Consider the following 24,887-nt stretch of genomic DNA (forward strand, 5'->3'; position numbering starts at 1 on the left):
TGGTATGGGTTTTAAAAATTGAGGTTTTAATAATTTAATGGCAATCAATCGTTACTTCAGAATCTGACAAAATTCAATACGTTCATGGTTAGGACCATAGACGTTAAAGAATTTAATTCCCTTCGTCCAGTACGCCCCAATGTATTGAATCTGATCATCATCGACGTTCAGTCCCATTTCTTTAGCGGCCTTAAAGGCACTTTCAATGTCAGTGGTATTTAAGGCAAAGTGGTTAATCGCGCCATCAACTGGGTTGGTTGGCTCGCCTTCCCAAATTTCAAGGGTAAGGTTGTCGTACTTCATAAAGGCACAGTGAATGTTACCATTTGGGAAATCGCCAATCTTTTTAAATCCAAGTTTTTCATAATACTGAATGGTTTTGTTAAGGTCTTTGGTAGGAATTCCTACGTGTTGAAGACCAGTAAAGTAATCACTAATATTCATTTTCTTACTCCCCTTTTTATTATGCGATAATTGGTGTTCATCATTATCAACGTCGGTTGCCACCGTTGAATCTTCTATGCCATTAGACGTATCTAACGCTTGGTGCTTGAGGCTTGGAAAGACGACCTTATCGGCAATTCCGGTAATGCCACCCTGGAAAAGAAAGGCAAAAACCGTTCCAATCCCATAGTATTCAATTCGATGTGTGATCAAAATCGCAATTATTCCAATAACAGTCGGTGGGATGTATGAAGCCCACATTGCTTCAGCGGCGTTCCCCTTAAAATACTTGAAACGTAGGATCTGCATTAGATCGTCATTTGGGTGTAAGACCAGGTTGACCCGTTGATAAATCGAAATTCCAATCGCAATAAACGCAACTCCGATAAAGTTGACCAGCACGTAAACGGTGATTAAGCCCAACGAACGGGCCTCTGGTAACTTGATAATCTCGGTCAGGAGGTCATAGAACACCTGAACTAACCAGGAAAACGGAATCATGAAAATCATGTTTCCAATGGCTCTGCCCCAGTCCCATTTTCCAAGCAAGAGCGCATTCAAGATGATGATGGCGACTCCGATCAGGACGAAAGTCCAAAAAAGATTCCAATGAATCGCAATACTAAAGTTGGTTTCGGCCGCCGTCCAGTAAGCGGATCCCAAAAACTGCGGAACCACCTTGGCACTGGTGACCAACGTCAGAACGTTTCCAAGCGAATTGATGATGATTGAAATAATAAAATAAATAATCGAAGCACTCATCGAAATCGTTCGTGGTGTTTTCTTTGCAGTCATAACAATCACCACATTTTTCTATTTAAGTTCTGGGTTAACTGCGACAATCGATTTCCCCATCTTAGGGGTCGTGTGATTTAGAACTCCTTCAACTTCGTCAAGCTTTAAAATATTATCCTGGAACGGAGTGGTCTTAACGGCACCGGATGCCAGTAAAGCAATCGCATCTTCAAAGGCATGGGGATTAATAATCGATCCTTTAATCGTTAACTGTTTCTTAAAAACATTGTAAGTATTCATTGAGAAGGTCTGATCAGGTTTACCGACTCCAAACATCAGCACTTGAGCACCCTTGTTGGTGTGCTCAGCAGCTTCTTCTTGAGTCTCAGGACGACCAACGGCTTCAACCACAAAGTCATAATTTTCTTTAATCGGGGTCTTCGTCGTGTTAATCACGTTGTCTAACTTTAATTCAGACTTCAAACGGTCAAGCACCGAGTCGTCTAGAATCCCAGCTAAATCAATTCGTTGAATCCCGTAGTCACGCAGGATTTGAGCGAACAGACGAGCCATGAAACCATCACCAATGATTAAAGCGTGTTGGTAAGGGGTAATGTTCTCGGTAATCTTCATTGCGTGAACCACACAAGAGATTGGTTCAAGTGAACATGCAGCTTGAAGTGAGACTGAATCTGGTAACTTGTAAACCACTTTTTCAGGTGCTGTAAAGTATTGAGCAAGTCCACCATTACGAGTTACTCCAATAGCTGACAAGTTGTCACAGAGTTCATAACGACCAGTTCGACAATAGAAACACTTGTCACAATAAATATTGGGGTCAACGGCCACCCGATCACCCTTTTTAAATTCTTGGACGTTTTTACCAACGGCGGCAACAATCCCAGAATTTTCGTGACCCAACACGATTGGTGGAGTGGCGTCAGTGGAGCCAGGTAACCCGTTAAATAGCCCATTATCAGTCCCACAGATTCCGGCATAGGCCGTTTCAACTAAAACTTCATCGTCTTTAGGAGTTGGAGTGTCAATCTGCTCCATCTTCATCTTTTGTTTGGCAGTCATTACTAAAGCATTCATTTTATCGTTCATAATAAATAGCCTCTTTTTATCATGTTAAATTTAGTATTAATTAATAGTAAGTAAAATAAGCGCTTGTTTTTATTTACACATTCAATATATACTCGGAATTTTAATAATGCAACCGCTTACACTATTGGCATGGCAATAAATAACAACTTCACAAGCACTTCTGAATCAGCAAATATACTAAGATCAATATTTCAAATCATTTTGATTATCATTTTATTCTGAAATAAATTAATATAAATAATAATTTCACAATAATTGTTTTGGTAAAACGAAATAAAAATGAAAATCACATGAATTGTTCGGAAATAAAATCATCCCCAAACCGCTAGTGGCCTGAGGATGACTATCAAATTAAGCTATTTAGATTAATTGCATGATCAAAGTACTGTAGTTCAGACTTATTATGAACGACAGAAATAATGGTACTGCTTGCTATATAATTTCAAATTTCACACTTAAATAAAATATAAATCATAAAAAATACAACTAATTTATGATTAGTTGTATTTTACTGATATTCAGTTCTTATTAAAATTAATGTTTAAAGTGTTCTGATTTGTGGAAACGATGCCAGATGAATCCACCAACTGCACCAACTAAATTAACACAATAATTGCAATAATCCATGGCGTTTTACTACTTTTATTTCTTTTATCATGCTTAGTTGATTTTTTATTTGTATCTTTCTTTTCATGACCAGAATTTTTGACTTTGTTTTTGCTACCAGCATTTTTACCATTATCATCCGTTTTACTAGTAACCGGAGATGAACTAGCATTCTTTTTATCGACTTTCGATTTTCTTGAATCATTTGTGTTACTAGACTTATTTGGATTATTTGAATTATTAATTGCTGCTTTCGATCCATTTTTCATAGGACTGTTATTGCTGGATGAATTCTTAGAACTAGTGGCACTTTGAGCCTCTTTACTAGTTTTTGAACTACTGGAATTAGATGAGTTTGAGCTAGCTGCAGGAGTCTTACTATAATATAAATTAATTACATTATCACCAGAAGTAAAAGTACCATTAATCGGGTCACTACTACCAAAAAACTTATAATTACTAATTTGTGAAGGAGTAATGTGATAAGAAGATCCCGCATTTCCAGTTATAGAAGTAGACGACGAGATTGGTTGATAGCTTTCACTATCAAGATAATTAATTTGTAGCGTAACTGATTGATTATTCACATCATCGGCATGAACACTTTTATTAATTACTTGAGAACCACAAAAAAGATTCCGAGTGAGATAATAATTTTAAATATTTATGTAATAGCATTTCTTAATCTCCTATCTTTCTAATTATTCATCTTAATTATAAACTTATTTCTCTACAATTATCTATAATAATTTAAATTATGACCTTATTAGTAGTACGTAATTAAAATGATATTTTTAATATCCTAAAATCACGCTTTACATGGAGTTAACTCCATAAGATATTATCTAATTAACAAAAATAAAGGAGATAATATTTTATGGATAACAAAAGATTTGAAAATGGCAAAAAATTGTTAGATAAGATCGATGTGTCTTCAGCCGATCAAGTTATGGAGTCATTGAATGAAGTTGCTCCAGATGTTGGATCTTTGATTATCGAATTTGCTTTTAACGATATTTATGGAAGAGGAACCCTAAACTTAAAGCAACGAGAAATGATAACAATTACTTCCCTATTAACCCAAGGAGACACTAAAGAGCAATTAAAAGTTCATATTAATGGGAGTTTAAATGTTGGTCTTACAAAAGACGAAATAATAGAAACGTTTATCCAGTGCATACCATATGTTGGATTTCCTAAAGTGTTGAATGCAATTGAAGTAGCTAAAACTGTATTTAAATCACGTTAATTTATTTAGCCTTTTACTGTTAAAAACAAATTATTATATAGTATAATTCATGCTAATATAAATACAATTTTAGATCTATATCAACAGAATAGGATAATTAATTATGAATATTGGTGAATTTTCTAAAAAAGTAAACCTTTCAATGGATACAATACGGTACTATGAAAAATTGGGATTATTGAATCCGAAAAGATCTAAAAGCAATCGAAGAATGTACCAAGAAAAAGACATAAAATGGATTGAATTCATAAAAAGATTAAAACAAACTGGAATGCCATTAAAAACAATTGTTAAATATTCAATGTTACGAAAAAAGGGTAACAGTTCAATTGATGAAAGAATTTATTTACTAAATGAACATAAAAAACATCTTATTGAAAACAAAAATATCGTAAATAATTACATCAATTTTATAAACAAAAAATTAGAAATATATAAGCAAATGAAAAAAGAAAAGGAAAATTAATCATTTTTATTTAAAAGAGACTCACAATGGCAATCATTGTGAGCCTCCTTTTAGCTAAATTGATAATTAGTATTATATATCTTTTTATTTCTTGCTTATATTTATCGCCCTCACAAGCTCCTTTGCCACCGCTTTCGGTGATTGCGGATTTTGTCCCGTAATTAAGCGTCCGTCTTTTACGACATGGCTTTTAAATGGTCGTACTTTTTCAAAATGAGCGCCGTGTTTGTTGGCAACCTTCTCATTTAAGAACGGCACTCTTTTATAGTTGCCACTTAAAACTTCCTCAGCAGTCGTAAAACCAGTAATTTTTTTATTAGAAATGAGATATTTCCCATTCGGCAGCTTAATGTTAAGGATTCCAGCAATGCCATGACACACCGAACAGATGTATCCACCGTTATTGTAGATTTCCAAACTGATTTTCTGTAACTGCGGGTCATCGGGAAAATCCCACATTACTCCGTGACCACCGGTATAGTAAATCGCCAAATAGTCTTCTGGGTTAATGTCAGTTGGCTTCATAGTGTTAGACAATCCACGATTCTGATAGTCCCGATCTTGATACATTTTTAGAGTATCAGCATCAACATACGACGACTTCATACTTCTTGGATCAATCGGAATGTATGCCCCATTCGGACTAAGATAGTCCACTTCGTATCCAGCCCTTTGAACTTCCGCCACAAACTCAGCTGATTCACCCAACCACAGACCAATCAGTCGATTACTCTTGGGAAAATTAGTCGTGTTAGTCTCGACCACTAAAATTTTTTTCATCGCATCATCCTCCTATTTATCTTGACTCAGATATGGCACTAAAATTGCCTTCACTCTCTTGGCCAGCTTACCCTTATTAACCTGTTCGTCTGATAAAACCAGCTCTTCGATGATGCCATCAATTCCGTAGCAAATGAAGTCTAGTTCCGTTTGACTGATGTCTTTAGTGACAAACGCCAGTTGTTCCCTGGTGAAATCATTGAATTCCTTTCTGAACTGGTACGAATCCTGACTTTGTAATAGATTGCGAAAGAAATTACCATCCTGAGTGAAGAAATTAATCCAAAGTTCAATCTTTTCTTGGACTTTGGTGTCGTCAACATTCTGACAGGTCAACCTCAACTCTCTAAAATACGAATTCATAAAGTCCAGAACCAGCGCCGACTTGTCCGAATAGTGGTCGTAAAAGGCTTTTCTCGTAATGTCGGCTTGATCGCAAATCTTTTTGACCGAAATATGATCTAAACTAGGTTTCTCCTGCAATAGTTCACGAAAGCTATCTTGGATGGCTTTTTGAGTCTTTCGAACTCTTCTGTCAATCTTTTTTTCCATTAATAATCACCTTTTTTTAAGTTCATAGTTGCAAATGCAACAGTTGTATTATAATATACTCGTGTAACTTAATCAACGAAACTTATATCATTTAGGAGGTAACTAATGAAAACAATCTTAATCACAGGAGCTAGCTCCGGAATGGGATATCAAACCGCTAAACGACTGGCAAACTCCGGTTATCAAGTTTTTGGGGCTGCCAGAAACACGGACGCAATGGAACCATTAAAGGCTTTCGGGGTTACATCAATTAACATGGACGTTACCGACCAAGATTCGATGCAAAAAGGTGTTCATCAAGTTATTCAAACTGCCGGCAAGATTGACGTCTTGATCAACGGGGCTGGTTATGGTTCTTTTGGCTCCATCGAAAACGTCAGTACTGAGGAAGCCAAACGCCAATTTGACGTCAACGTCTTTGGATTAGTTGCCCTAACCAAACTGGTTCTACCTTACATGGAAAAACAACACGCGGGCAAAATCATCAATATTTCTTCAATGGCGGGCCGGTTCAGTAGTCCACTCGCCGGCTGGTACTTCGCATCCAAACATGCGCTTGAAACTTTAAGTGATTCACTTCGAATGGAAGTAAGAAGGTTTGGCATCCAGGTAGTTCTAATCGAACCGGGTGTCGTTAAAAGTAACTGGTCCAAAATCGCTATGAACAAGCTGGTTAATTCCTCCAAAGGAACCAAGTACGAAGCAGCCGCGAAAGAAATGACCGAGAAAACTAATAAAATTTATGCTTCAAAATTAGCGTCACAACCCACTTTGATTGCCAAAACAATTCAAAAAGTCGTTTTAGCCAGAAATCCCAGACCACGATATCTCATCGGGTTCGGTGCGAAACCAACCGCGTTCTTCAACGCCGTTTTACCAACGAGACTGATGGATCGCCTAATCCCCAAATTTATGTAGGAGGTGCCTAATATGACTAACATTCCCAAACAAATGACTGCGCTGCAACTGCTGAAATACCGAACGCCCTTTGTAAAAGACACCATTCCCGTTCCTCAAATCAATGACAACGAGGTCTTAGTGTCAATTGCGGCCTCGTCACTCAACCCAATCGACTATACGATTCAATCTGGTAAAGTAAAAATCATCATGCCTTACAAATTACCGATCACCGTTGGTAATGACTTTTCCGGAACGGTGGTCAAAGTCGGCAAAAAGGTAACTAAATTCCAACTGGGTGACCAGGTGTACGGGCGTCCTGATGATTATCAAAGTGGCACTCTAACCGAATTTATCGCGATTGACGAAAATGACATCGCTAAAACGCCTAGTAACCTAAGTATAGTAGATGCCAGTGCCGTTCCCTTAACCGGATTAACGAGCTATCAGGCTTTAATTGAAATTGGCAAACTGAAAAAGGGCCAAAAAGTCTTCATTCAAGCCGGATCTGGTGGCGTTGGTACCATGGCAATTCAGATTGCCAAAGCGCGGGGTGCCTTCGTTGCGACGACCACGAGTCAAAAGAACGTGGCGTTAATGCGCTCTTTAGGTGCCGATCAAGTGATTGATTATCATATGACGGATTTTTCCGAGGTGTTAAGCGATTACGACATTGCCTTTGACAGTCGTGGCGGCAGGACCCTCAAAGATACCTTTAAAATCTTAAAACCAGGTGGCAAGCTAATCACAATCAACGGAATTCCAACCTTTAAATTTGGAATGGAACACCATCTCGGCTGGTTTAAATCAATTTTGTTTGGGATTGCTAGTGGTCCACTGCGACTTTTAGCTAAAAAACATCACGTTGAATACACCTTCTTCATCATGCATCCCAGTGGACCTCAACTAGACATTTTAACCCAAATGATTGAAGACCAGCAGTTAAGGCCGATTATTGATAAGGTCTTCCCGTTTAGTGACGTGCTAGCGGGATATAAACTACTGGAATCACACCACGCTACTGGCAAGATAGTGATTGAGATGAGGTAAAACTATTTAACAAAAACCGTAAAAATAAAATGAAGTGCCAGATAAAGTTAAAATTCTATGTCTGGCACTTCATTTAATTTATTTAAATACATCAACAATTTCAGGAACAAACCATCCTATAAATCCTCCAAAAACGAACAACAGTCACCAATAATGAGAAATAAAATACCAAAAATTCAAAACCAATTAAGAGGTTCTAAATATATTAAAAAGTTTAATTAACAATAAAAAAAGAAAAACTATGTACTCTTATGTTCTTCAGTGTTACATGTGATACAATGTAATTAAGGAGATGATGTTGATGGAAAAAGTTAAAATCAGAAAACGCGGAAACTCAATTGGTATTAACTTCAATAGTGAGACTCAAAAAGAATATGGATTAGCTTTGGGACAAGAATACTTTCTAACTAAAGATCAACAGGGAGCACTTATGTTGGTCCCAAAAATAAAACAAATTTATGGCGACAAAAAATATGCCAACGGAAAACTTTACCAGTCTCCCATTAATAATAAAAGTCAACTAGAGGGACGTGAAATGATTTGAATAATCAATCGTATTGTCCAAATCAAGGAGACGTTGTTTGGATTGATTTTGATCCCAGTAGAGGAAACGAAATTAAAAAAAGACGTCCTGGCCTAGTAATCAGTACCAAAGCCTTTAATGACGCAACTCGTTTTGTTGTTGTTTGTCCAATTACGAGTACAATTCGGAACTATGCTGGTAATTTTAATTTAAATGGATACAAAACACATGGTCAGGTTATAACTAGTCAACTAGCAAGTTATGATTGGTCTAGTAACAGTGATAGAAATATTAAATTCATTGAAAAATTAACTCAATACGACTTACTAATCATAGAACAACTAGTAGGTCAGATCTTTAATTTCCCTAGCCAGGGATAAAACAAATAGTAATAAAAAACTGATACGCCACAAAAAGCCTCTAACTATCGCATTAGTTAGGGGCTTTGGCATTTATATTGTTAATACTCACAGTTTTATTATCTCAAATCATTCCACGTTTCAAAAACGCTAAAACCAATTTTACTCTTAGTCATGCCGCTTAATTGGTTTGGCCGGATCGCCTACGTAAGTTGAATTGGCAGGAACATTCTTATTGACAACCGAGCCAGCACCGATAATGGCATTCTCACCAATGGTAACACCTGGAAGAACAATGACACCAGTTCCAAGCCAAGCATTTTTGTGAATGTGAATGGCACCAGTAGTAATCAAATTCCGGTGGTCTGGTCGCGTATCGTGGTTAAGCGTAATCAGTGAAACTCGTGGTCCAATCAAAACGTTTTCGTCGAGATAAATTCCACCAGCATCGTCAAACAGACAATCAGTGTTGATTAAGACTCCTGATTTTAAGAAAATGTTGCGACCAAAATCAGTCTGAAGTGGTGGAAAGACAATCACGTTTTCCGGTACTTCTCTGCCAGTAATCTTAGCCAAGATTTCCTGTTGCTTAACTGGATCTGGTTCACTGTTAAACTGTTTCAATAATTCAGCATTTTTAAAATGAATATCAAAGATTGGTTTAAACGACGGGTCACGAAAGTCAAACGTTCCACCGTTTAAGGCGGCCTTTAAAAGATCATCTTCTTTTGACATAGATATCTACCTCGATTTTTGTTTTTTAGAGTTATAAAGGCTCCTGTGACAATTGTATCATCATTATAATGAGAAACAGAAAATCACATAAATGCCTACCTATAATATCTAATAGTACTTTTTCTAATTTCGATACCATGCAGTTTTAGGCCAATTGTGATGTCGTTTCTTTTGACTCTCCATGATGAGCAATCTTTGACCCCATATCCATGCTCATTAAGTCCTTGCTAAAAATATTAATTGGATTTGAATTAATATTACTAAAAGCAACCAAAAACACCGAGAAAATTGAAATTACAACAAATAAAATCAGCTTATACGTTTTCATAGGTGTTATGTTACATAAATAATATTTCGTGATAAAATATTATCACTAAAAATAATAAATTGAGGGGACTACAAAATGAAAGCTAAAACAATTCTTATATCAACATCACTCATTATCATTTTATCGATTGGTTTTCTTGCTTTTGACCTTTTATTTGCTGACCATGCAGCAGTAAGCATTCAAATGAGAGCAATAACTTTATCAAATACTAAAATTAAAAAGTTTAGCAAGAATTTAGCCACTTATAACTACATAAAACGCCATAAATATGAGACATTAAAAAATTTATCAGATGATCAAGGGTCAGGAAACTTAGATTATTACGTAGGATCGTTAGGGCAAAAAAACATTGGTGTTTACGGAAGACTCAATTATTCAGGTATTAGGATTTTATTCCCACAATTTCAAGTGAAATACATAGAGCTAGAATAATCAAACTGAATAGACAATATTAACAATGTTGGTTTTAAAATGAAAAAAATAAAATCAAAAACGTGGTAATTCAATTGGCATTAGCTTCGATAGTAAGACAAAAAAGAGCCCACCAGCTTTAGCTGATAAGCTCAATCATCAGTTCACCACAAACTGGTGACTTGTGTATCTCTTACTGTTTTAATTATATCTAATATTATTATTTAGTCAATGATACACTAATTAAGGCGAGTATTTACACCACAATACTAACTATACTCGTCGGTGATTTGATGTATCTCTTACTATCAGTCATTATTCCAGTAATAATTAATTTATTAACTCATTTGATTGAAAAATTAATTGACTTTTTACTTAACTATTTTTCTGGAACTAAAGACTAGAGAAAAGCTCCTTTCACTTTAGGAAGGAGCTTTTTTACTTAATAGGCAAGCTACATAAAATTATTTTCTTTCATGTTATCCTAGCGATTAATCGCATCACAATCAATTCGTTCCTTATGCTCGCTCAGGTCTAGTCCCTTAGCCTCTTCTTCTGGAGTAACTCGCATCTTCGTAACGTGCTTTAGCACTAACACAATCAAGAAAACCATGACGGTCACAAACACGATACTGAAACCAGTTGCCAGCAGCTGAATCCAAAACTGATGAAGTGAACCACCAGCAAAGATGCCACTAAACTTCACCTGCGGATTAATTGCCTTACTAGCGAACAGTCCGGTCAAAAGACTACCCACGATTCCAGACACTCCATGACAACCAAATGCATCTAACGTATCGTCGACGTGCAAGCAGGGCTTTAGATATTTGATGAACGTGTAACTACATAAGGTGGCAATGACGCCAATCGCAATCGCACTGCCAATCCCAACGAACCCACAGGCCGGAGTGATAGCAACTAGGCCACACAAAGTTCCGGTACATGCGCCCATCAGGGATGGTGCGCCTAGGATGAAGACGTCCAAAATAATCCACGTTAACATCGAGGTTGCCGTAGCAATCGTGGTCGTTAGCATTGCCTGAAAAGCGATGTGATTAATGGCGAGTGCTGATCCACAGTTAAAACCGTACCAACCAAGCCACAAGATGACCGTTCCCAAAAAGACCCAGGTCAGGTTATAAGCCTTGTCGTTTTTGCCGCGCTTGTGTCGTCCAAGCATGATGGCCAGAACCAGGGCGGTAATCCCAGCGTTAATGTGAATGACCGTTCCACCAGCAAAGTCCAAGACTCCCATCTGTTGTAAAAATCCCCCACCCCATACGATGTGAACGAGTGGATAGTAAATCAAGATACACCAGGCAATCGTGAACAGGATTAGGAACTTAAACTTCATCCGGCCAACGATTCCACCAATCCAAAGGGCTGGCGTAATGATGGCAAACATCATCTGAAACAGCATGTATGAACCGTTGGAGATGGGACCGGCAGTTGCTGGAGCGGTAAAGTTGAAATTATGTAACATGAAATCATGCAGCCCGCCAATGACGTTGAAGTAGTTCCCCGAAAAAGAGAGCGAGTAGCCAATAATAACCCACAAAAGAACGGGAATACTACACATGATGAAGACCGACATCAGGGTATTCACCACGTTTTTTCTTGAAACCATCCCTGCGTAGAAAAACGCCAGCCCCGGTGTCATGAAGAACACCAAAATCGTACAGATAAATACAAAAACCTCGTTTGCTGCCATGTAAGTCACGCCCGTTCATCAATTTAGTATACTAATAGTCTAGGCTTTAATTTTCATTTGAACAGGTTTAATGTCTCAAAACGTTACATGGAAGACGGAAAAGTTTCATCAAGTCGCCTTTCTTGACGTTTACGCCATATGTGGGTTTACCCTTTAACTGTATTAAGAAGGGAGTTGTTATGATGTCTGTTAAAGATAAAGTTGTTGTCATCACTGGTGGCTCTTCTGGAATGGGAGAAGCTACCGCTAAGTTAGCCCTCAAAAGAGGTGCCAAAGTGGTCGTTGGATCACGAAATGAAGAAAAATTAGAACGAATGGCCGACGAAGTTGACCATCCCGAAAACTTTGCCTACCAACAAACTGACGTTACGAAAAAAGATGAGGTGCAGTCTTTAGTCGATTTAGCCATCAAAAAGTTTGGCAAGCTCGACGTCATTTATAACAACGCTGGGATTATGCCACAAGGAATGGTTGACAATCCAGCTAAATTAAGCGAATGGCAGGATATTTTAAACACCAATATCATGGGGGTATTAAACGGGATTGTGGCCGCCGTTCCTCAAATGAAGAAACAGGGTCACGGCCTAATCATGGCTACCGACTCGGTCGCAGGTCACGTAGTTTACCCTGGTTCAGCCGTCTACAACGGTTCGAAGTACGCCGTTAAGGCCATCATGGAAGGTCTGCGTCAGGAACAACATCAAAACGGTATCAAAACTGGGATTGTCTCACCCGGAGCCGTTGATACCAACCTGATGTCAACCGTTCACGACGATCAAATCCAAAAGAGTATTGAACAAAATAACAACACCAAGTATGGCTGGTTAGAACCTGACGACATCGCAGAAATTGCCGTCTTCATGATGAGTCAACCAGAAAATGTTGACATTAACGAAGTTTTGGTTCGCCCAACCGACCAAGACGTTTAATTAAAATGTGATTTTACTCCTGCTCAATGAGTGGGAGTTTTTTGTCACAGAATCTTAATCAATTTTGGAACCCATTTACTTGAATCAGGACTAAATTTAGCGTTAAATGATCTCGTATCGGAAGTCATAAGTTGGAAGAGGGGTTTTATTATGACAATCGAAAATAAAGTTGTAGTTATCACCGGTGGTAGTTCTGGGATGGGAGCTGCCACCGCCAAGTTAGCTTTGTCTCGGGGTGCCAAAGTGGTCGTCGGTGCTAGAAATGAGGAACAACTTGAAGAGCTTTCCACCGAAGTTGACAATCCAAAAAACTTTTCTTACAAAATTACGGATGTTACTAAGAAAGAAGACGTTCAGGAACTGACCGGTATGGCAATTGACAAGTACGGTCAACTAGACGTCATGTATAACAACGCTGGCATTATGCCGCAAGGTCCTATCGACGACCCAGATCGTTTAGCCGATTGGGAGAAAACCATTAACACCAATATCATGGGCGTTTTAAACGGGATTGTGGCCGCGGTTCCCCAAATGAAACAGCAGGGACAGGGTCTCATCATGGCCACCGATTCCGTCGCTGGTCACGTAGTTTACCCTAATTCCGCCGTTTATAACGGTTCCAAGTACGCCGTCAAAGCCATCATGGAAGGTCTCCGTCAGGAACAACACCAAAATGGAATTCGGACTGGGATTGTCTCACCCGGCTTTGTCGACACGAACCTGATGAACACCATCAACGATGACAAGATTAAAAAACAGATTGAAGCTGGCAAGCATGGTTGGTTAAGTCCCGAAAACATCGCAGAAATCGCCGTCTTCATGATGAGTCAACCAGAAAACGTTAATATTAACGAAGTCTTGGTTCGTCCAACCGACCAGGATGTATAAGTGAATAAACCAAATAAGTCCTTACTCAAATCGAGTAAGGACTTATTTTTTTGGAAAAATAATCATTCTAATTTCATTAAACTATTGTTCAGTCAAACATAATTAATCTTTATCAACAATCAACAACGATTTAATGGCTTCCCGCTTATCCATGGCAGCGTAAGCATCCTTGACGTGATCTAAATCAAATTCCTTGGTAAAGACTTTTCCGGGATTAATCTTGCCGTCAAGAACCGCCTTCAGTAATACATCACGGTCGTAGGTGGTAACGGGCGCAATGCCACCACGTAAACCGGTATTGTTATAGAACAAGTTGTTGGTGTTCATCTCGGCCTTTTGCGGAATTCCTACTCGGCCAACGATGGCACCCGGTCTAGCAACCTTAGTTGCCGTATCCACCGACTGCTCGGTTCCAACACATTCAAGGATGGCATCAGCGCCAGCACCGTCGGTTAGCTCCATCACATGCTTAACCGCTTCATCCCCACGTTCTGGGACAATGTCAGTGGCGCCAAACTCCTTGGCTAACTTTTGGCGGTCCTCGTGACGACTCATGGCAATGATTCGTTTTGCGCCACGCAACTTGGCCGCAATTACACCACAAAGGCCGACGGCACCATCACCCATGACGACAACGGTGTCACCATCTTTCACTTCGGCGCTAGCAGCGGCGTGATAACCAGTTGCCATAACGTCAGAGAGGGTAACCAGTGACTTCAACATTTCATCCGAATAGTCCGATGGTTGACCGGGAATCTTGACGAGCCCCCAGTTAGCGTTGATGTATCTGAAGTACTGAGCTTGATAACCAATGTTGGCGCCTTTCTCCTGGTTCATACAGTTACCGTCAAATCCCGCCAAACAAGCGGCACAGTGACCACAACCATGGGTAAATGGGGCAATCACAAAGTCACCGGGTTGAACGTCCTTGACGTCGGACCCAACTGAATCGACAATCCCGATGGCTTCGTGACCAACAAAGGTATCGCGTTTTCGTTCGTCAATGCCACGATACCACCAGAGGTCGGATCCACAAACGCTGGCCCGTACCACCTTGATAATGGCATCGGTTGGTTTTTCAATCTTGGGTTTGGGCGTGTCAACGAGTTCAACATCGCCCGGTTTGATAAATTCCGTTGCTTTCATTTCAATTCCTCACATTCATTTAACTAAGCTTTTCGATTAATTCCTAAACTTTCTCTTACATCCAGCTGGTCATCTTGAAGCAGGCGCGTCGCTAGGTCAGCAATACTGGCAACGGCTACCCGATTACCGCTAACATCTTGACCTTTATACGTAATTTCGTATTCACTACTGCCGTTATCAAACCATCCCGGTCGAATTAACGTGTAATCTAAATCAGAACCTTCAATCACATCGGCCGCCTCTCGATACGGTGCCAGTCGTGGATTGTTCTTCAGGTTCCCACTTGCCGAGATTTCTTCAGGGACTTCATTATAAATACCCATTGACGTAATGAAGACCAGGCGTTTGACGTTTTCATCATCCATGGCGGCCACAATGTTCCTGGCCATTTCCGGTAAGTTGCCACTAAGCGCCACAAACACTTCGTCCTGACCATGCACAACTTTTTCAAGGTCAGATAAGTCATTTACGTTGCCGCTCTCGGCCCGCTCTCGACTGTCATCACTAAACTTTTGACCTGCACTTCTTGAGAAAAGGGTCAGAAAGTCATCAGTCTTTTCCAACAGGTTCTTTCTGACTTCTTGGCCCACGTTTCCGGTCGCTCCAACAATTAAAATTTTCTTCATGAATTATGCCTTTCGCATTCTCATTATTTAACGAAGTTTTGAATAGTCTTTGGATCACGGTGGTCAAAGAATTGGCTTTCACCCTTATCTAACTTGGCGATCTCCTTCATATCATCGTCACTTAATTCAAAGTCGAAGATATCGATGTTTTCTTCCATCCGATTCTTATGAGTTGATTTAGCCAGGGTCACGATTCCACGTTGAAATTCCCAACGTAAGATGACCTGACCAACACTCTTTTTGTACTTAGCACCAATTGCTTTCAGGGTTTCGTTATTAAAGATAGCGTGTTTGCCCTCCGCAAATGGAGCCCAAGCTTCAGGACGAACGTCAAATGATTCCAGATAGTCAACGGCCGTCTTTTGTTGTTCCCAAGGATTAATCTCAATCTGATTAATGGCGGGTTTAACGTCGTTGAATAGTGCTAAGTTGGTAATCTGATCATCGTAGAAGTTGGAAACCCCAATGGACTTAATTTTGCCCGCTTTTTGGAGTTCTTCAAGGGCTCGCCATGAACCAAAGGTGTCGCCGTATGGTTGATGAATCAGGTATAAATCAAGGTAATCCAGTCCCAATTTTTTGAGACTGGTCTCAAACATTTTCATGGTTTTGTCGTAACCACTATCAGTGAACCAGACCTTAGAGGTGACAAATAAATCCTCGCGTTTTACGCCAGACTTCTTCAGCCCCCGACCCACGGCTTCCTCGTTTTGGTAGTATTGAGCCGTATCGATTAAACGATAACCCGATGCGATGGCGTCGATGACCGATTGTTCGGCCTCTTCTGGGTTGGTGATTTGAAAGGTCCCAAAACCAGTTGCGGGAATTTGGTTGCCGTCATTTAATGTAAAGTATTCCATGATAACTCTCCTTATTTGTTATTTATTAACTACCTCATAATTTACACCTTTACTTGGACTTGAATGCAAGTAAAGCGTTTTGTCGAAAAGAAAAAACAACCAAAGATTGGTTGTCTTAAACCGATTCATCTTCAAATTTTGCCATCCAGTACACGTCATGGTAACTTCCGTTAACGTAAAACTGGTCTTTGAGCGTTCCTTCAATCTTAAACCCAAACTTTTCGTAAATGTGAACGGCGGGTTTGTTTTGCACGTCAACGTATAAGAAAATCTTGTGGAGGTTTAATGTCTCAAATCCATAGTTCACACAGGCGTCAAATGCCGCCTGGGCAATGCCGTTGCCAACGAATTCGTCACCAAGCGCAATCTCAATCTCAGCGTTTCGATCGCGTGGATTAATATCAATCAATGCCACGATGCCAGCAAACTTGCCCTTGACGTCAATCGCAAAATTGCGAACGGCCGGATCATTGTTCTCACGTTCGTATCTTTCGTTAAGGGACGACATAGAAAGATACGATTCGGTGAACCAGTAGTCCATGGCGCGTTTATCATTAAACAGTTCATGGAGTTTGGGTAAATCAGTTTTCTCTAAAGCACGTAATTTCATTAATTATTCCTCGGTTGTCTTTTAATTAGTGCCTAAATCTTATCAATTTTTAGCTACTTTGACAATTTATGAAGAAGAAACAGAAGTAAAACAAATGAACCCATAAAGTCGACTTTTGGTCCGACTCTATGAGTTCATCCCGTTTCTAATTATTAATATTGATTATCATTTTGCTTTATCAGGGTGTCCCTGCAAGTAGATGGTGTGGGTATTTAAGAATTCATCAATTCCATGTTTACCATCGTCACCACCAATTCCAGATTCTTTCCAACCAGAATGTGAACCATTAATGGCTTCAAAGTTGTAACGGTTAATGTAGGTTTCACCGTCTTCGAGTTCGTTTGCGGCTCGATGAGCGTTATCCAGATTCTCGGTAAAGATTGATGAAGTAAGCCCAAAGTCACTATCGTTAGCCATCTTGATGGCATCACTTAAGGTCTTGAAGGTCACAATTGGGAGAACCGGTCCAAAGATTTCATCCTGAATAATCTCAGAATCCTGTTTGACGTTCGTGATGACCGTTGGTTCATAGTAAAAGCCACCTTCGATGTTCAACTTGTGACCACCAGCGGTAACCTTGCCGCCAGCTTCAACGGCTCGGTCAACCATCTTTGAAACTTTATCCAAAGCTCCTTGATTAATCAACGGACCCATCCCAACGTTTTCGTCCTTCATCGGATCGCCAACCGTAATTTCTGACATTTTCTTCGATAATTTCTTGATAAATTCGTCGGCCACGTCTTCTTGGACGTATACTCGTTCACAGTTATTACAGATCTGACCGTTATTATCAACTCGGGAATCAATGATGGATTGAACCGCCAGGTCAATATCAGCGTCTTTACATACAATGGCGGGAGCTTTTCCACCAAGTTCAAGTGACACTTTGGCCAAATGGGTAGCGGCACTCGTCATGACTCGTTTCCCTGACTCAACCGAACCAGTCAGACTGATAATGCCAACCTTTTTGTTCTTTGATAATTCGTCGCCAACGACCGAACCTGGTCCCGTGACAATGTTAACAACGCCCTTAGGAATGCCAACTTTTTCAACGATCTTAGCGAATTCAAGTGCTAAGTTAGGGGTGTCAGAACTTGGCTTCATCACAATGGTGTTCCCGGTGACTAGTGCTGGACCCATCTTTCTGGCAATTAAGAAGAACGGGAAGTTCCATGGTAAAATGCCGGCCGCAACGCCAATTGGTTGCTTTTCAATCATGATACTTTCGTCTTCGTTATCAGATTGAAGGATTTCTCCCTCATAGGTTCGACTGGCACTTCCCATGTAGTCAAAGTAATCGGCTGAGAACAGGATCTCAGTGGTGGCAAGTGACTTAATCTTGCCCTGTTCTTCTTGAAGCATGTAAATCAAATGGTCTTTTTGTTTACGAACTTCGTTTGCGACCGCGTGCAAATACTGACCACGGGTGGCAGCTGGAACCTTCTTCCATGATTCTTCGGCTTTAGCTGCGGCATCGATGGCTTGTTTAGTCTCTTCCTTACTAGCACTAGGAACGGTTGAGATTGCCTGTCCCGTCGCTGGATTGAGCACCGTTAATACTTTTCCTGAATCTGAATCTTTAAATTCTCCGTTAATGTACATTTGGTAATGTTTTAATTCAGCCATAATATGATGCTTCCTTTCAATAACATTTAATTTCAACAATCATGTTAAAGTGATTTAATCAACCTTATTTTCCGGGTTGGTAGTCCTTATCAATTACTAGTACCGGTTTAATCGTCTTTCCGCTGATGGAATCAGCATTGGCTTCGTTGATTTCATCAAATGGGTAGAACTTCTCGGTCTTATCAAAGTCGAACATGCCTAATTGGTAAAAACGAATTAAACGGGGAACGTCGACTTGCGGGATCGAATCACCCATGTTAACACCGACAACCTTGCGATCACTGGTACAAAGGTCGTTCCAAGTATCCAAGTTAATGTGCTGGTCGGTGACGGCAATCGTAGCCGTTGTTCCACCTTGAGCCAAGGCTTGAATCGAACTTTCCATGACCTGTTTAACGCCAGTCGTATCAACGGCATAGTCGACTCCGTGCCCATTAGTTAATTTCTTGATGGCTTCAACGGGATCCTCGTCTTTACTGTTGATGGCATCAGTGGCGCCAAGTTCCTTGGCCAACTTCAAACGGGAAGGAACGATGTCAACGGCAATCACACTGGTACATCCAGAAATCCGACCAGCCATCATGGCCGCCAAACCAACGGCTCCAGTTCCAAAGACCGCAATCGTTGAGCCGGGCTCGGGCTTTAAAGTATTAAAGACCGTTCCGCTACCAGTCACGTAACCACAACCTAATGGTCCTAACTTTCTCAAATCGAGGTCCTTTGAGACCTTAACGGCGTTTCGTTCACGAACCACCGTGGTCGTGGTAAACGATGATTGGTCAAACATGTCGGCAACATCGTGTCCATTTTCGGTAAAGTGTGCACTGCCATCGGGACGAACCCCTGATAGGTTATTGGCCGCGTAGTTTAGACATTGAGTGGGAATTCCCCTTAAACAGTTAATGCAGTTTCCACAACCATAAAATGACAGAACGACGTGATCGCCGGGCTTAAAGTCTTTTACTTCCGAACCAACCTTTTCGACAATCCCAGAACCTTCATGACCCAGAATAATCGGATAACCAATCTCAGCCGTGCCCTTTCTTAAAGCTTCATCTGAGTGACAAATTCCGGTCGCAACCATGTGAACTTGTAAATCATCTGGTTGCATTTTGGCTAATTCGACATCATCTTTAATTTCGAACTTGCCATTTTTCTTATTAACGACCGCTGCTTCAATCTTCATAAGTAAACCCTCCCATAATGTAAAATTGTTAATTATTGAGCAATTATGATCAAAGAAAAAGCTGATTTCATTAATCAACAATTGATTTTTTAAACTCTTTTCTATAAAACAGGATTGGAATTTTCGAAATGATTGGTTTGATCTGTAACCGCTTACAGATTGTTATACTCGTCTTCTAAAAAAATTCAAGTTATAACACATCAAAATCATAATTATCTAAGAAATTATTCTTTCAAACCCTTGTGTTTCTAGTAGAGTCAAAAGCCAAAAAAATTCCCCAATATTGTGATGGAATAAACTTTAATTATGTATAAAAAAGGGAATCCCAATAAATGGATTCCCTTTACTTAATTATTTAATTTTCGCTGGCTTCAAGATTGGCTTCTCCCAGAAATCAAGCGCACAAATCGAGTTGATAATGTAATAGATGTATTTGCCAACGTTTGCGAAGTTGCCCTGCACGATGGCTTTTAGTAACTGGATCAGATTATAGACGAACCAGTATTTCCACTGAACGGTCAGTTTCATGGCGTTTAAAATGTTCGCAGTCAGCGACAAATCAAACGCAATCACGACAATCCAGAATAACAAATGCGTGTAACCGTTAGGCCATCCCACTAAATTGGCCGCAAACGAAAATATGAGACTCAAAAGTAAAATGCTGGTCATGACGACCCACTTCTTGATTCCCGTATACGGTTTGGTCGCCTTGTACTTAGCGGTCTTCATCCACTTATTAATCGCAAACGTGTAGATGATGAAAGTCACCAGATAGGTAACGACCGCCGCTTTATTACCTAAAACGTAGTCAATAAAGCCGGACAGAACTACGTTAATGATGCCAATCACGTTGCCGAGGTTATTCATTCTCCCAGTTAAACGCGTTGAATAAATGGAGAGGACGGCGTTTACGATCGAAATAATTCCAAACGGAACAAAGACCGCCCAGGAGCCCCAGTGCGTGACGTCTGCCAGATTCTCCGTCAGATAACCACTCGCAATCGACGCAATCACCACGATTGCGACTCCAACTAGGTCAAACCATCGACTTTTTGCTAATGCATGTAACATTATGAACATCTCCTCATTGTTTTTAGCGAGGCGTATCGGAAGCAACCCTCGTTATTTAGTTTTTTGTTACAAACAATTGAACGGCTTGATTATAACACCATTATCATTACTAGAAGCCAAATTTTAAACGTAAAAAAAGACAACCCGGATGGATTGCCTAATTAATCTAATTTGATTTGCTTTGACTATCTTTCGCTGTTTCTTGATGCTTATTCTTAGAACTATCTTTATTTGTAAAGTGATTAATGACCATATGTAAAACAATAATAAACAGGATGGCACCAACTAGGACGCCGACAATTCGCTTCAAACTACCGTTAATGATGTACATCCCACCAACGATATAAATAATTGACTGTGGAATTGACCCAATCACGACCGCTAGGACCAGTAGTTTGCGTGATATTTTGAACCGTGAAGCCGCGTAACTAATTAAATAAACGGGGAAGAATGGGATGGCATAACCAATACACAGAATGATAAAGGGATGCTTAACGTTACTAAAACTCAACTCTTTATCTCGATAATTACTGGCGATGTTACGGACGGACTTAATCAACTTAACACTGCATAGTCCACCAAGGGTTAACCCAATTAAATTAATAAAAAAGCCCAAAACGTTCCCGAAACAAATACCGGCTAGCACACAGATTACTTGATAAGGAACAAACGGTAACAGCGTCGCAAACGTTAAAACAATTAAAAACAGAGCCGCATCAATGACCCCATGCTCATGAATTTCTTTGACGGCCACGCCCCTCTGACTCGGATCAAAAAACATCCGAATCTGTGGAAAATAATCTTTAAACAGAATCACTAATCCAATAACAACAATAATCGCTAAAAGACAGTATACGATTTTCTTGTTTTCTAATTTTTTAATGATGATAAACTACCCCTAACGTTAATTGAATAGGGAAATTCTAACACATGTCACGAAACGATAAAACCGATTTTACAAAATTAAATTCCATAATGCCATTTCTTTTCTAACTTTTACCACTAGTCTATAATCAATCCTAATAGTCACATTCAAGGAGGTTTTTACTTTGCACATTGACACAAAATTAATTCACGGCGGAATCACTGGTGACAAGGAAACGGGAGCCGTTTCCGTCCCGGTCTATCGCGCCTCAACTTTCAAACAAACTAAGCTTGGCGGGAATCCACGCTGGGAATACTCACGGACGAGCAACCCGACCCGGTACGCCCTTGAAACCCAGATGGCAGAACTCGAAAACGGAACCGCTGGTTTTGCCTTTAGTTCGGGGACCGCTGCCATCAACACCATCCTCTCGATGTACTCCAAAGGCGATCACATCATCGTCGGACAAGACTTGTACGGCGGGACGATTCGTCTGATTAATCAGGTGATGAAACGCTTCGGGCTAGAATTCACGGCCGTTGACATGCAAGATGTAGACGCCGTTGAAGCTGCTTTTCAGCCCAACACTAAAGCCATTTACTTTGAGACCCCTACGAACCCACTGCTGACGGTAGCCGACATTCATAGATTATCCGAAATGGCGAAAAAACACGGTGCCAAAACCATCGTTGATAACACCTTTGCGACCCCTTATAATCAGAACCCATTGGATTTAGGTGCAGACGTGGTGGTTCACTCCGCCACCAAATATCTCGGCGGACACAGTGACGTGGTGGCGGGCGTTGCCGTTACTAACGACGACCAGATTGCCGAACAGTTGCCCTTCCTGCAGAATTCCATCGGTAGTACGCTTGGACCAGATGACAGTTGGTTGGTTCAACGTGGCATTAAGACGCTGGGTGCTCGCATGCGGGTTCACCAGGATAACACCAATGCGATTCTTGATTTTCTCAAAAATGAACCCAAGGTGGCGAAGGTTTACTATCCCGGTGATCCTGACAATCCGAACTACGAAGTGGCAAAGAAACAGATGCGTAACTTTGGTCCCATGATTTCGTTTGAACTCCAACCAGGACTGTCAGCGAAGACGTTTGTCGAAAGTTTGAAAATTATCACCTTGGCCGAAAGTCTTGGTGGTGTTGAAAGCTTGATTGAGGTTCCTGCGGTCATGACCCATGGTTCCGTTCCAAGAGCAGAACGTTTAAAGGACGGAATTGCTGACGGTCTGATTCGTTTGTCAGTTGGGATTGAGGATAAGGAAGATTTACTGGACGATTTGAAACAGGCGTTTGATAAAATTTAGGAAGTAAAGAACTAGCATATTTAGATACGAATATGCTAGTTCTTTTATTTTGCCGAATAATATTTTTTAATCATAAGGTACCAAATTAACTTATATTGACAATTATTCTAACTTCGGTAAAATTATTAAAAAACAAGGAGGAAGTTATGAATTTATCTAAAAAGTTTGTAATTCCAATTCTTTGCGTAACAATGTTGTTTATTCTAAGTGGATGTAAGAATTTCTCGTTAAATAGCTCCGGGAAAGATTACTTAAAGGTATATGATGCAAATAACAAAGTTATTGAAACGGCAAAGGGTCATAAAAGCACTGATATTCTTTCAAAAATAGATAAAAACTATAATTCAGTAAAAAAAGAAAGGGTTCCTAAGGATGCTAAAGTAAGCTATAAATATGTAAGTCATGAAAGCAAACACAATATTAAAACTTCTTTGACCGTATATTCAAATTATAAGATCGCAAAAGTGAGCGGAATTCCAATGATTGGAAATGGCATTATCCACTTAAATCAAAATGAATTTAACGAATTAAATAATCCTAATAAGCTAATTAATAAATACGAATAAAGTTAATTATTGGAAACGATAAATTAACGGGTCGCTTTAATATCCATATATAATAAAAAAAGCTAATCATCACTGATTAGCTTACCCAAATTAACGCACCTGAAATACGCGCTTGGAAGAGATGCGCAGTATCTCTTCCTTTTTTATTACACTATTATTGTATGTGATAAACGCATAAATGTCAATCCAACTTTTTTTACTCCCAATCAACCTCAATCTGTTAAACTGAAACCAAATAATCAATGGGAGGCATATTATGACTAGAAAAATTGGAATCATTGGCGACGGTCACGTTGGATCAACGGTGGCAAACTACATCGTCGTAAGTGGGTTCGCCGATGACTTAGTAATGATTGATAAAAACGACGCCAAGGTCAACGCTGACGCAATTGATTTTCGGGAGGGCATGCCTAATTTACCCTTTCACACCAATATCATTGTGAATGATTACAACGCTTTAAGGGACGCTGACGTTGTTATCTCAGCCCTTGGTAAGATTAAACTGTCAAATAACGACAGTGACAATCGTTTTGCCGAATTATCCTACAACATCGAACAGGTCAAAGAGGTCGCACCCAAGATTCGTGATTCCGGTTTTAATGGCGTTTTGATTGCCATTACCAATCCAGTTGACGTGATTACTCAGTTGTACCAACAAATTACTGGTTTACCAAAAAAGCACGTCATCGGAACGGGAACACTCCTAGATTCCGCCAGAATGAAGCGTGCCGTTGGTGAAAAGCTAGGCATTGATTCGCGCTCGGTGACTGGTTACAACCTTGGCGAGCATGGTAACTCCCAGTTTACCGCATGGTCGACCGTTCGGGCTCTTGACCAACCAATCGAAAAATTAGCCAAAAGTCGTCATCTTGACCTCGACACTTTAGACCAGGAAGCGCGCCACGGCGGTTTTAGAGTAATGCAAGGTAAGGGTTACACCAGTTACGGAGTTGCTAGTGCCGCAGTGCGACTCGCAAATACCGTTCTCTCTGATGCCCGCACCGTTTTACCAGTCTCAAACTACCGTTCCGACTATGGCGTATACTTCTCCTATCCAGTTGTAGTTGGAAGAGACGGCGTAATCGAAGATGTCCCACTTGATTTAACCGATGAAGAGAAAGATAAACTCCAGGCTTCCGCCAACTTTATCAAAAAGAACGTTGAAAAATACAGTTAAAACACAAACACACCATAACCACTAGTCTTCTAGCAGTTACGGTGTGTTTTAATACTGTCA

At 40.0% G+C, this 24,887-nt stretch carries 27 protein-coding genes and 1 pseudogene; 12 read left to right on the forward strand and 16 right to left on the reverse strand.

Annotated features, from left to right (window positions below; all coding sequences use genetic code 11):
• Nucleotides 1-51: 51 nt before the first annotated feature.
• From AC6UDG_RS00185 to AC6UDG_RS00200, 4 genes and pseudogenes are all read right to left on the reverse strand, one after another.
• Nucleotides 52-444, reverse strand: a complete 393-nt coding sequence (locus AC6UDG_RS00185; protein WP_500696009.1) for a VOC family protein — start codon at nucleotides 442-444, stop codon at nucleotides 52-54.
• 72 nt (nucleotides 445-516) lie between these two features.
• A pseudogene (locus tag AC6UDG_RS00190) lies at nucleotides 517-1,239 on the reverse strand (DUF6198 family protein); the annotation flags it as partial.
• Nucleotides 1,240-1,257: 18 nt separating this feature from the next.
• On the reverse strand, nucleotides 1,258-2,274 hold the full coding sequence (locus AC6UDG_RS00195; RefSeq protein ID WP_500696010.1) for a zinc-dependent alcohol dehydrogenase family protein: 1,017 nt from the start codon (nucleotides 2,272-2,274) through the stop codon (nucleotides 1,258-1,260).
• A gap of 608 nt (nucleotides 2,275-2,882) precedes the next feature.
• On the reverse strand, nucleotides 2,883-3,479 hold the full coding sequence (locus AC6UDG_RS00200) for a MucBP domain-containing protein (protein WP_500706041.1): 597 nt from the start codon (nucleotides 3,477-3,479) through the stop codon (nucleotides 2,883-2,885).
• Nucleotides 3,480-3,769: 290 nt separating this feature from the next.
• Here AC6UDG_RS00200 and AC6UDG_RS00205 point away from each other — a divergent pair, with 290 nt between their 5' ends.
• Together AC6UDG_RS00205 and AC6UDG_RS00210 are read left to right on the forward strand one after the other, a co-directional pair.
• Nucleotides 3,770-4,141 carry a carboxymuconolactone decarboxylase family protein gene (locus AC6UDG_RS00205; protein WP_500699738.1) on the forward strand — a complete coding sequence of 124 codons (372 nt, stop codon included), beginning with the start codon at nucleotides 3,770-3,772 and terminating at the stop codon, nucleotides 4,139-4,141.
• A gap of 103 nt (nucleotides 4,142-4,244) precedes the next feature.
• Nucleotides 4,245-4,607, forward strand: a complete 363-nt coding sequence (locus tag AC6UDG_RS00210) for a MerR family transcriptional regulator (RefSeq protein ID WP_500699737.1) — start codon at nucleotides 4,245-4,247, stop codon at nucleotides 4,605-4,607.
• A gap of 84 nt (nucleotides 4,608-4,691) precedes the next feature.
• On the opposite strand, the gene AC6UDG_RS00215 is transcribed toward AC6UDG_RS00210, so the two are convergent.
• Both AC6UDG_RS00215 and AC6UDG_RS00220 read right to left on the reverse strand, forming a co-directional pair.
• Complete coding sequence (locus tag AC6UDG_RS00215) at nucleotides 4,692-5,387, reverse strand: type 1 glutamine amidotransferase domain-containing protein (protein ID WP_500706042.1); 696 nt, start codon at nucleotides 5,385-5,387, stop codon at nucleotides 4,692-4,694.
• 12 nt (nucleotides 5,388-5,399) lie between these two features.
• Entirely contained in the window at nucleotides 5,400-5,939 is a 540-nt protein-coding gene (locus AC6UDG_RS00220) for a TetR/AcrR family transcriptional regulator (protein WP_500699736.1), read from the reverse strand.
• 105 nt (nucleotides 5,940-6,044) lie between these two features.
• Here AC6UDG_RS00220 and AC6UDG_RS00225 point away from each other — a divergent pair, with 105 nt between their 5' ends.
• The 4 genes from AC6UDG_RS00225 to AC6UDG_RS00240 all read left to right on the forward strand — a co-directional run bounded on the left by AC6UDG_RS00225 (nucleotide 6,045) and on the right by AC6UDG_RS00240 (nucleotide 8,789).
• On the forward strand, nucleotides 6,045-6,857 hold the full coding sequence (locus AC6UDG_RS00225) for an oxidoreductase (protein WP_500699735.1): 813 nt from the start codon (nucleotides 6,045-6,047) through the stop codon (nucleotides 6,855-6,857).
• 12 nt (nucleotides 6,858-6,869) lie between these two features.
• The gene (locus AC6UDG_RS00230) at nucleotides 6,870-7,886 is read left to right on the forward strand and encodes an NADP-dependent oxidoreductase (protein WP_500706043.1); all 1,017 of its coding nucleotides are present in this window, start codon (nucleotides 6,870-6,872) and stop codon (nucleotides 7,884-7,886) included.
• Between the two features lie 301 nt (nucleotides 7,887-8,187).
• Entirely contained in the window at nucleotides 8,188-8,430 is a 243-nt protein-coding gene (locus AC6UDG_RS00235; RefSeq protein ID WP_500694239.1) for a hypothetical protein, read from the forward strand.
• Nucleotides 8,427-8,789 carry a type II toxin-antitoxin system PemK/MazF family toxin gene (locus AC6UDG_RS00240; protein ID WP_500699733.1) on the forward strand — a complete coding sequence of 121 codons (363 nt, stop codon included), beginning with the start codon at nucleotides 8,427-8,429 and terminating at the stop codon, nucleotides 8,787-8,789. The genes AC6UDG_RS00235 and AC6UDG_RS00240 overlap by 4 nt, the downstream gene beginning before the upstream one ends.
• Nucleotides 8,790-8,936: 147 nt before the next feature.
• Here the strand turns inward: AC6UDG_RS00240 and AC6UDG_RS00245 are convergent, their stop codons facing one another.
• Nucleotides 8,937-9,503: an LbetaH domain-containing protein gene (locus AC6UDG_RS00245; RefSeq protein WP_500699732.1), complete on the reverse strand. Its 567-nt coding sequence runs from the start codon at nucleotides 9,501-9,503 to the stop codon at nucleotides 8,937-8,939.
• A 403-nt stretch (nucleotides 9,504-9,906) separates the two neighbouring features.
• Here AC6UDG_RS00245 and AC6UDG_RS00250 point away from each other — a divergent pair, with 403 nt between their 5' ends.
• Nucleotides 9,907-10,263, forward strand: a complete 357-nt coding sequence (locus AC6UDG_RS00250; RefSeq protein WP_500699731.1) for a hypothetical protein — start codon at nucleotides 9,907-9,909, stop codon at nucleotides 10,261-10,263.
• Nucleotides 10,264-10,726: 463 nt separating this feature from the next.
• Here AC6UDG_RS00250 and AC6UDG_RS00255 read toward each other — a convergent pair whose 3' ends face one another.
• Entirely contained in the window at nucleotides 10,727-11,953 is a 1,227-nt protein-coding gene (locus tag AC6UDG_RS00255) for an ammonium transporter (protein WP_500706044.1), read from the reverse strand.
• 182 nt (nucleotides 11,954-12,135) lie between these two features.
• On the opposite strand from AC6UDG_RS00255, the gene AC6UDG_RS00260 reads away from it, so the two are divergent.
• Both AC6UDG_RS00260 and AC6UDG_RS00265 read left to right on the forward strand, forming a co-directional pair.
• Entirely contained in the window at nucleotides 12,136-12,882 is a 747-nt protein-coding gene (locus AC6UDG_RS00260) for an SDR family oxidoreductase (protein ID WP_500706045.1), read from the forward strand.
• Between the two features lie 150 nt (nucleotides 12,883-13,032).
• Entirely contained in the window at nucleotides 13,033-13,770 is a 738-nt protein-coding gene (locus tag AC6UDG_RS00265) for an SDR family oxidoreductase (RefSeq protein ID WP_500706047.1), read from the forward strand.
• A 102-nt stretch (nucleotides 13,771-13,872) separates the two neighbouring features.
• Here AC6UDG_RS00265 and AC6UDG_RS00270 read toward each other — a convergent pair whose 3' ends face one another.
• The 8 genes from AC6UDG_RS00270 to AC6UDG_RS00305 form a co-directional block, all read right to left on the reverse strand.
• Nucleotides 13,873-14,916, reverse strand: a complete 1,044-nt coding sequence (locus AC6UDG_RS00270) for a zinc-dependent alcohol dehydrogenase family protein (protein ID WP_500706048.1) — start codon at nucleotides 14,914-14,916, stop codon at nucleotides 13,873-13,875.
• Nucleotides 14,917-14,939: 23 nt separating this feature from the next.
• A complete protein-coding gene (locus tag AC6UDG_RS00275; protein WP_500706049.1) occupies nucleotides 14,940-15,542 on the reverse strand; it encodes an NAD(P)H-binding protein in 603 nt (200 codons plus the stop codon).
• A gap of 23 nt (nucleotides 15,543-15,565) precedes the next feature.
• Nucleotides 15,566-16,402 carry an aldo/keto reductase gene (locus AC6UDG_RS00280; protein WP_500706051.1) on the reverse strand — a complete coding sequence of 279 codons (837 nt, stop codon included), beginning with the start codon at nucleotides 16,400-16,402 and terminating at the stop codon, nucleotides 15,566-15,568.
• Nucleotides 16,403-16,517: 115 nt separating this feature from the next.
• A complete protein-coding gene (locus AC6UDG_RS00285) occupies nucleotides 16,518-17,012 on the reverse strand; it encodes a GNAT family N-acetyltransferase (RefSeq protein ID WP_500706052.1) in 495 nt (164 codons plus the stop codon).
• Between the two features lie 165 nt (nucleotides 17,013-17,177).
• On the reverse strand, nucleotides 17,178-18,638 hold the full coding sequence (gene aldA, locus AC6UDG_RS00290; RefSeq protein WP_500696236.1) for an aldehyde dehydrogenase: 1,461 nt from the start codon (nucleotides 18,636-18,638) through the stop codon (nucleotides 17,178-17,180).
• 64 nt (nucleotides 18,639-18,702) lie between these two features.
• The gene (locus AC6UDG_RS00295; protein WP_500694228.1) at nucleotides 18,703-19,824 is read right to left on the reverse strand and encodes an NAD(P)-dependent alcohol dehydrogenase; all 1,122 of its coding nucleotides are present in this window, start codon (nucleotides 19,822-19,824) and stop codon (nucleotides 18,703-18,705) included.
• Nucleotides 19,825-20,175: 351 nt separating this feature from the next.
• A complete protein-coding gene (locus AC6UDG_RS00300; protein WP_500706053.1) occupies nucleotides 20,176-20,895 on the reverse strand; it encodes a nicotinamide mononucleotide transporter in 720 nt (239 codons plus the stop codon).
• 166 nt (nucleotides 20,896-21,061) lie between these two features.
• Nucleotides 21,062-21,712 carry a TVP38/TMEM64 family protein gene (locus AC6UDG_RS00305; protein ID WP_500699724.1) on the reverse strand — a complete coding sequence of 217 codons (651 nt, stop codon included), beginning with the start codon at nucleotides 21,710-21,712 and terminating at the stop codon, nucleotides 21,062-21,064.
• Nucleotides 21,713-21,944: 232 nt separating this feature from the next.
• On the opposite strand from AC6UDG_RS00305, the gene AC6UDG_RS00310 reads away from it, so the two are divergent.
• The 3 genes from AC6UDG_RS00310 (at nucleotide 21,945) to AC6UDG_RS00320 (ending at nucleotide 24,827) form a co-directional block, all read left to right on the forward strand.
• Entirely contained in the window at nucleotides 21,945-23,084 is a 1,140-nt protein-coding gene (locus tag AC6UDG_RS00310) for a trans-sulfuration enzyme family protein (protein ID WP_500706054.1), read from the forward strand.
• A 146-nt stretch (nucleotides 23,085-23,230) separates the two neighbouring features.
• Nucleotides 23,231-23,650 carry a hypothetical protein gene (locus AC6UDG_RS00315; RefSeq protein WP_500706055.1) on the forward strand — a complete coding sequence of 140 codons (420 nt, stop codon included), beginning with the start codon at nucleotides 23,231-23,233 and terminating at the stop codon, nucleotides 23,648-23,650.
• A 256-nt stretch (nucleotides 23,651-23,906) separates the two neighbouring features.
• Entirely contained in the window at nucleotides 23,907-24,827 is a 921-nt protein-coding gene (locus tag AC6UDG_RS00320) for an L-lactate dehydrogenase (protein WP_500706056.1), read from the forward strand.
• Nucleotides 24,828-24,887 lie beyond the last annotated feature (60 nt).

It is taken from the genome of Fructilactobacillus sp. X2R1C1, assembly GCF_059901435.1.

Bases quoted from the DNA above. Each gene is read 5' to 3' on its own strand.
- AC6UDG_RS00185 (WP_500696009.1), bottom strand. From the start codon at position 444: ATGAATATTAGTGATTACTTTACTGGTCTTCAACACGTAGGAATTCCT.
- AC6UDG_RS00195 (WP_500696010.1), bottom strand. From the start codon at position 2,274: ATGAATGCTTTAGTAATGACTGCCAAACAAAAGATGAAGATGGAGCAG.
- AC6UDG_RS00205 (WP_500699738.1), top strand. From the start codon at position 3,770: ATGGATAACAAAAGATTTGAAAATGGCAAAAAATTGTTAGATAAGATC.
- AC6UDG_RS00210 (WP_500699737.1), top strand. From the start codon at position 4,245: ATGAATATTGGTGAATTTTCTAAAAAAGTAAACCTTTCAATGGATACA.
- AC6UDG_RS00215 (WP_500706042.1), bottom strand. From the start codon at position 5,387: ATGAAAAAAATTTTAGTGGTCGAGACTAACACGACTAATTTTCCCAAG.
- AC6UDG_RS00220 (WP_500699736.1), bottom strand. From the start codon at position 5,939: ATGGAAAAAAAGATTGACAGAAGAGTTCGAAAGACTCAAAAAGCCATC.
- AC6UDG_RS00225 (WP_500699735.1), top strand. From the start codon at position 6,045: ATGAAAACAATCTTAATCACAGGAGCTAGCTCCGGAATGGGATATCAA.
- AC6UDG_RS00230 (WP_500706043.1), top strand. From the start codon at position 6,870: ATGACTAACATTCCCAAACAAATGACTGCGCTGCAACTGCTGAAATAC.
- AC6UDG_RS00235 (WP_500694239.1), top strand. From the start codon at position 8,188: ATGGAAAAAGTTAAAATCAGAAAACGCGGAAACTCAATTGGTATTAAC.
- AC6UDG_RS00245 (WP_500699732.1), bottom strand. From the start codon at position 9,503: ATGTCAAAAGAAGATGATCTTTTAAAGGCCGCCTTAAACGGTGGAACG.
- AC6UDG_RS00250 (WP_500699731.1), top strand. From the start codon at position 9,907: ATGAAAGCTAAAACAATTCTTATATCAACATCACTCATTATCATTTTA.
- AC6UDG_RS00255 (WP_500706044.1), bottom strand. From the start codon at position 11,953: ATGGCAGCAAACGAGGTTTTTGTATTTATCTGTACGATTTTGGTGTTC.
- AC6UDG_RS00260 (WP_500706045.1), top strand. From the start codon at position 12,136: ATGTCTGTTAAAGATAAAGTTGTTGTCATCACTGGTGGCTCTTCTGGA.
- AC6UDG_RS00265 (WP_500706047.1), top strand. From the start codon at position 13,033: ATGACAATCGAAAATAAAGTTGTAGTTATCACCGGTGGTAGTTCTGGG.
- AC6UDG_RS00270 (WP_500706048.1), bottom strand. From the start codon at position 14,916: ATGAAAGCAACGGAATTTATCAAACCGGGCGATGTTGAACTCGTTGAC.
- AC6UDG_RS00275 (WP_500706049.1), bottom strand. From the start codon at position 15,542: ATGAAGAAAATTTTAATTGTTGGAGCGACCGGAAACGTGGGCCAAGAA.
- AC6UDG_RS00280 (WP_500706051.1), bottom strand. From the start codon at position 16,402: ATGGAATACTTTACATTAAATGACGGCAACCAAATTCCCGCAACTGGT.
- AC6UDG_RS00285 (WP_500706052.1), bottom strand. From the start codon at position 17,012: ATGAAATTACGTGCTTTAGAGAAAACTGATTTACCCAAACTCCATGAA.
- aldA (WP_500696236.1), bottom strand. From the start codon at position 18,638: ATGGCTGAATTAAAACATTACCAAATGTACATTAACGGAGAATTTAAA.
- AC6UDG_RS00295 (WP_500694228.1), bottom strand. From the start codon at position 19,824: ATGAAGATTGAAGCAGCGGTCGTTAATAAGAAAAATGGCAAGTTCGAA.
- AC6UDG_RS00300 (WP_500706053.1), bottom strand. From the start codon at position 20,895: ATGTTACATGCATTAGCAAAAAGTCGATGGTTTGACCTAGTTGGAGTC.
- AC6UDG_RS00315 (WP_500706055.1), top strand. From the start codon at position 23,231: ATGAATTTATCTAAAAAGTTTGTAATTCCAATTCTTTGCGTAACAATG.
- AC6UDG_RS00320 (WP_500706056.1), top strand. From the start codon at position 23,907: ATGACTAGAAAAATTGGAATCATTGGCGACGGTCACGTTGGATCAACG.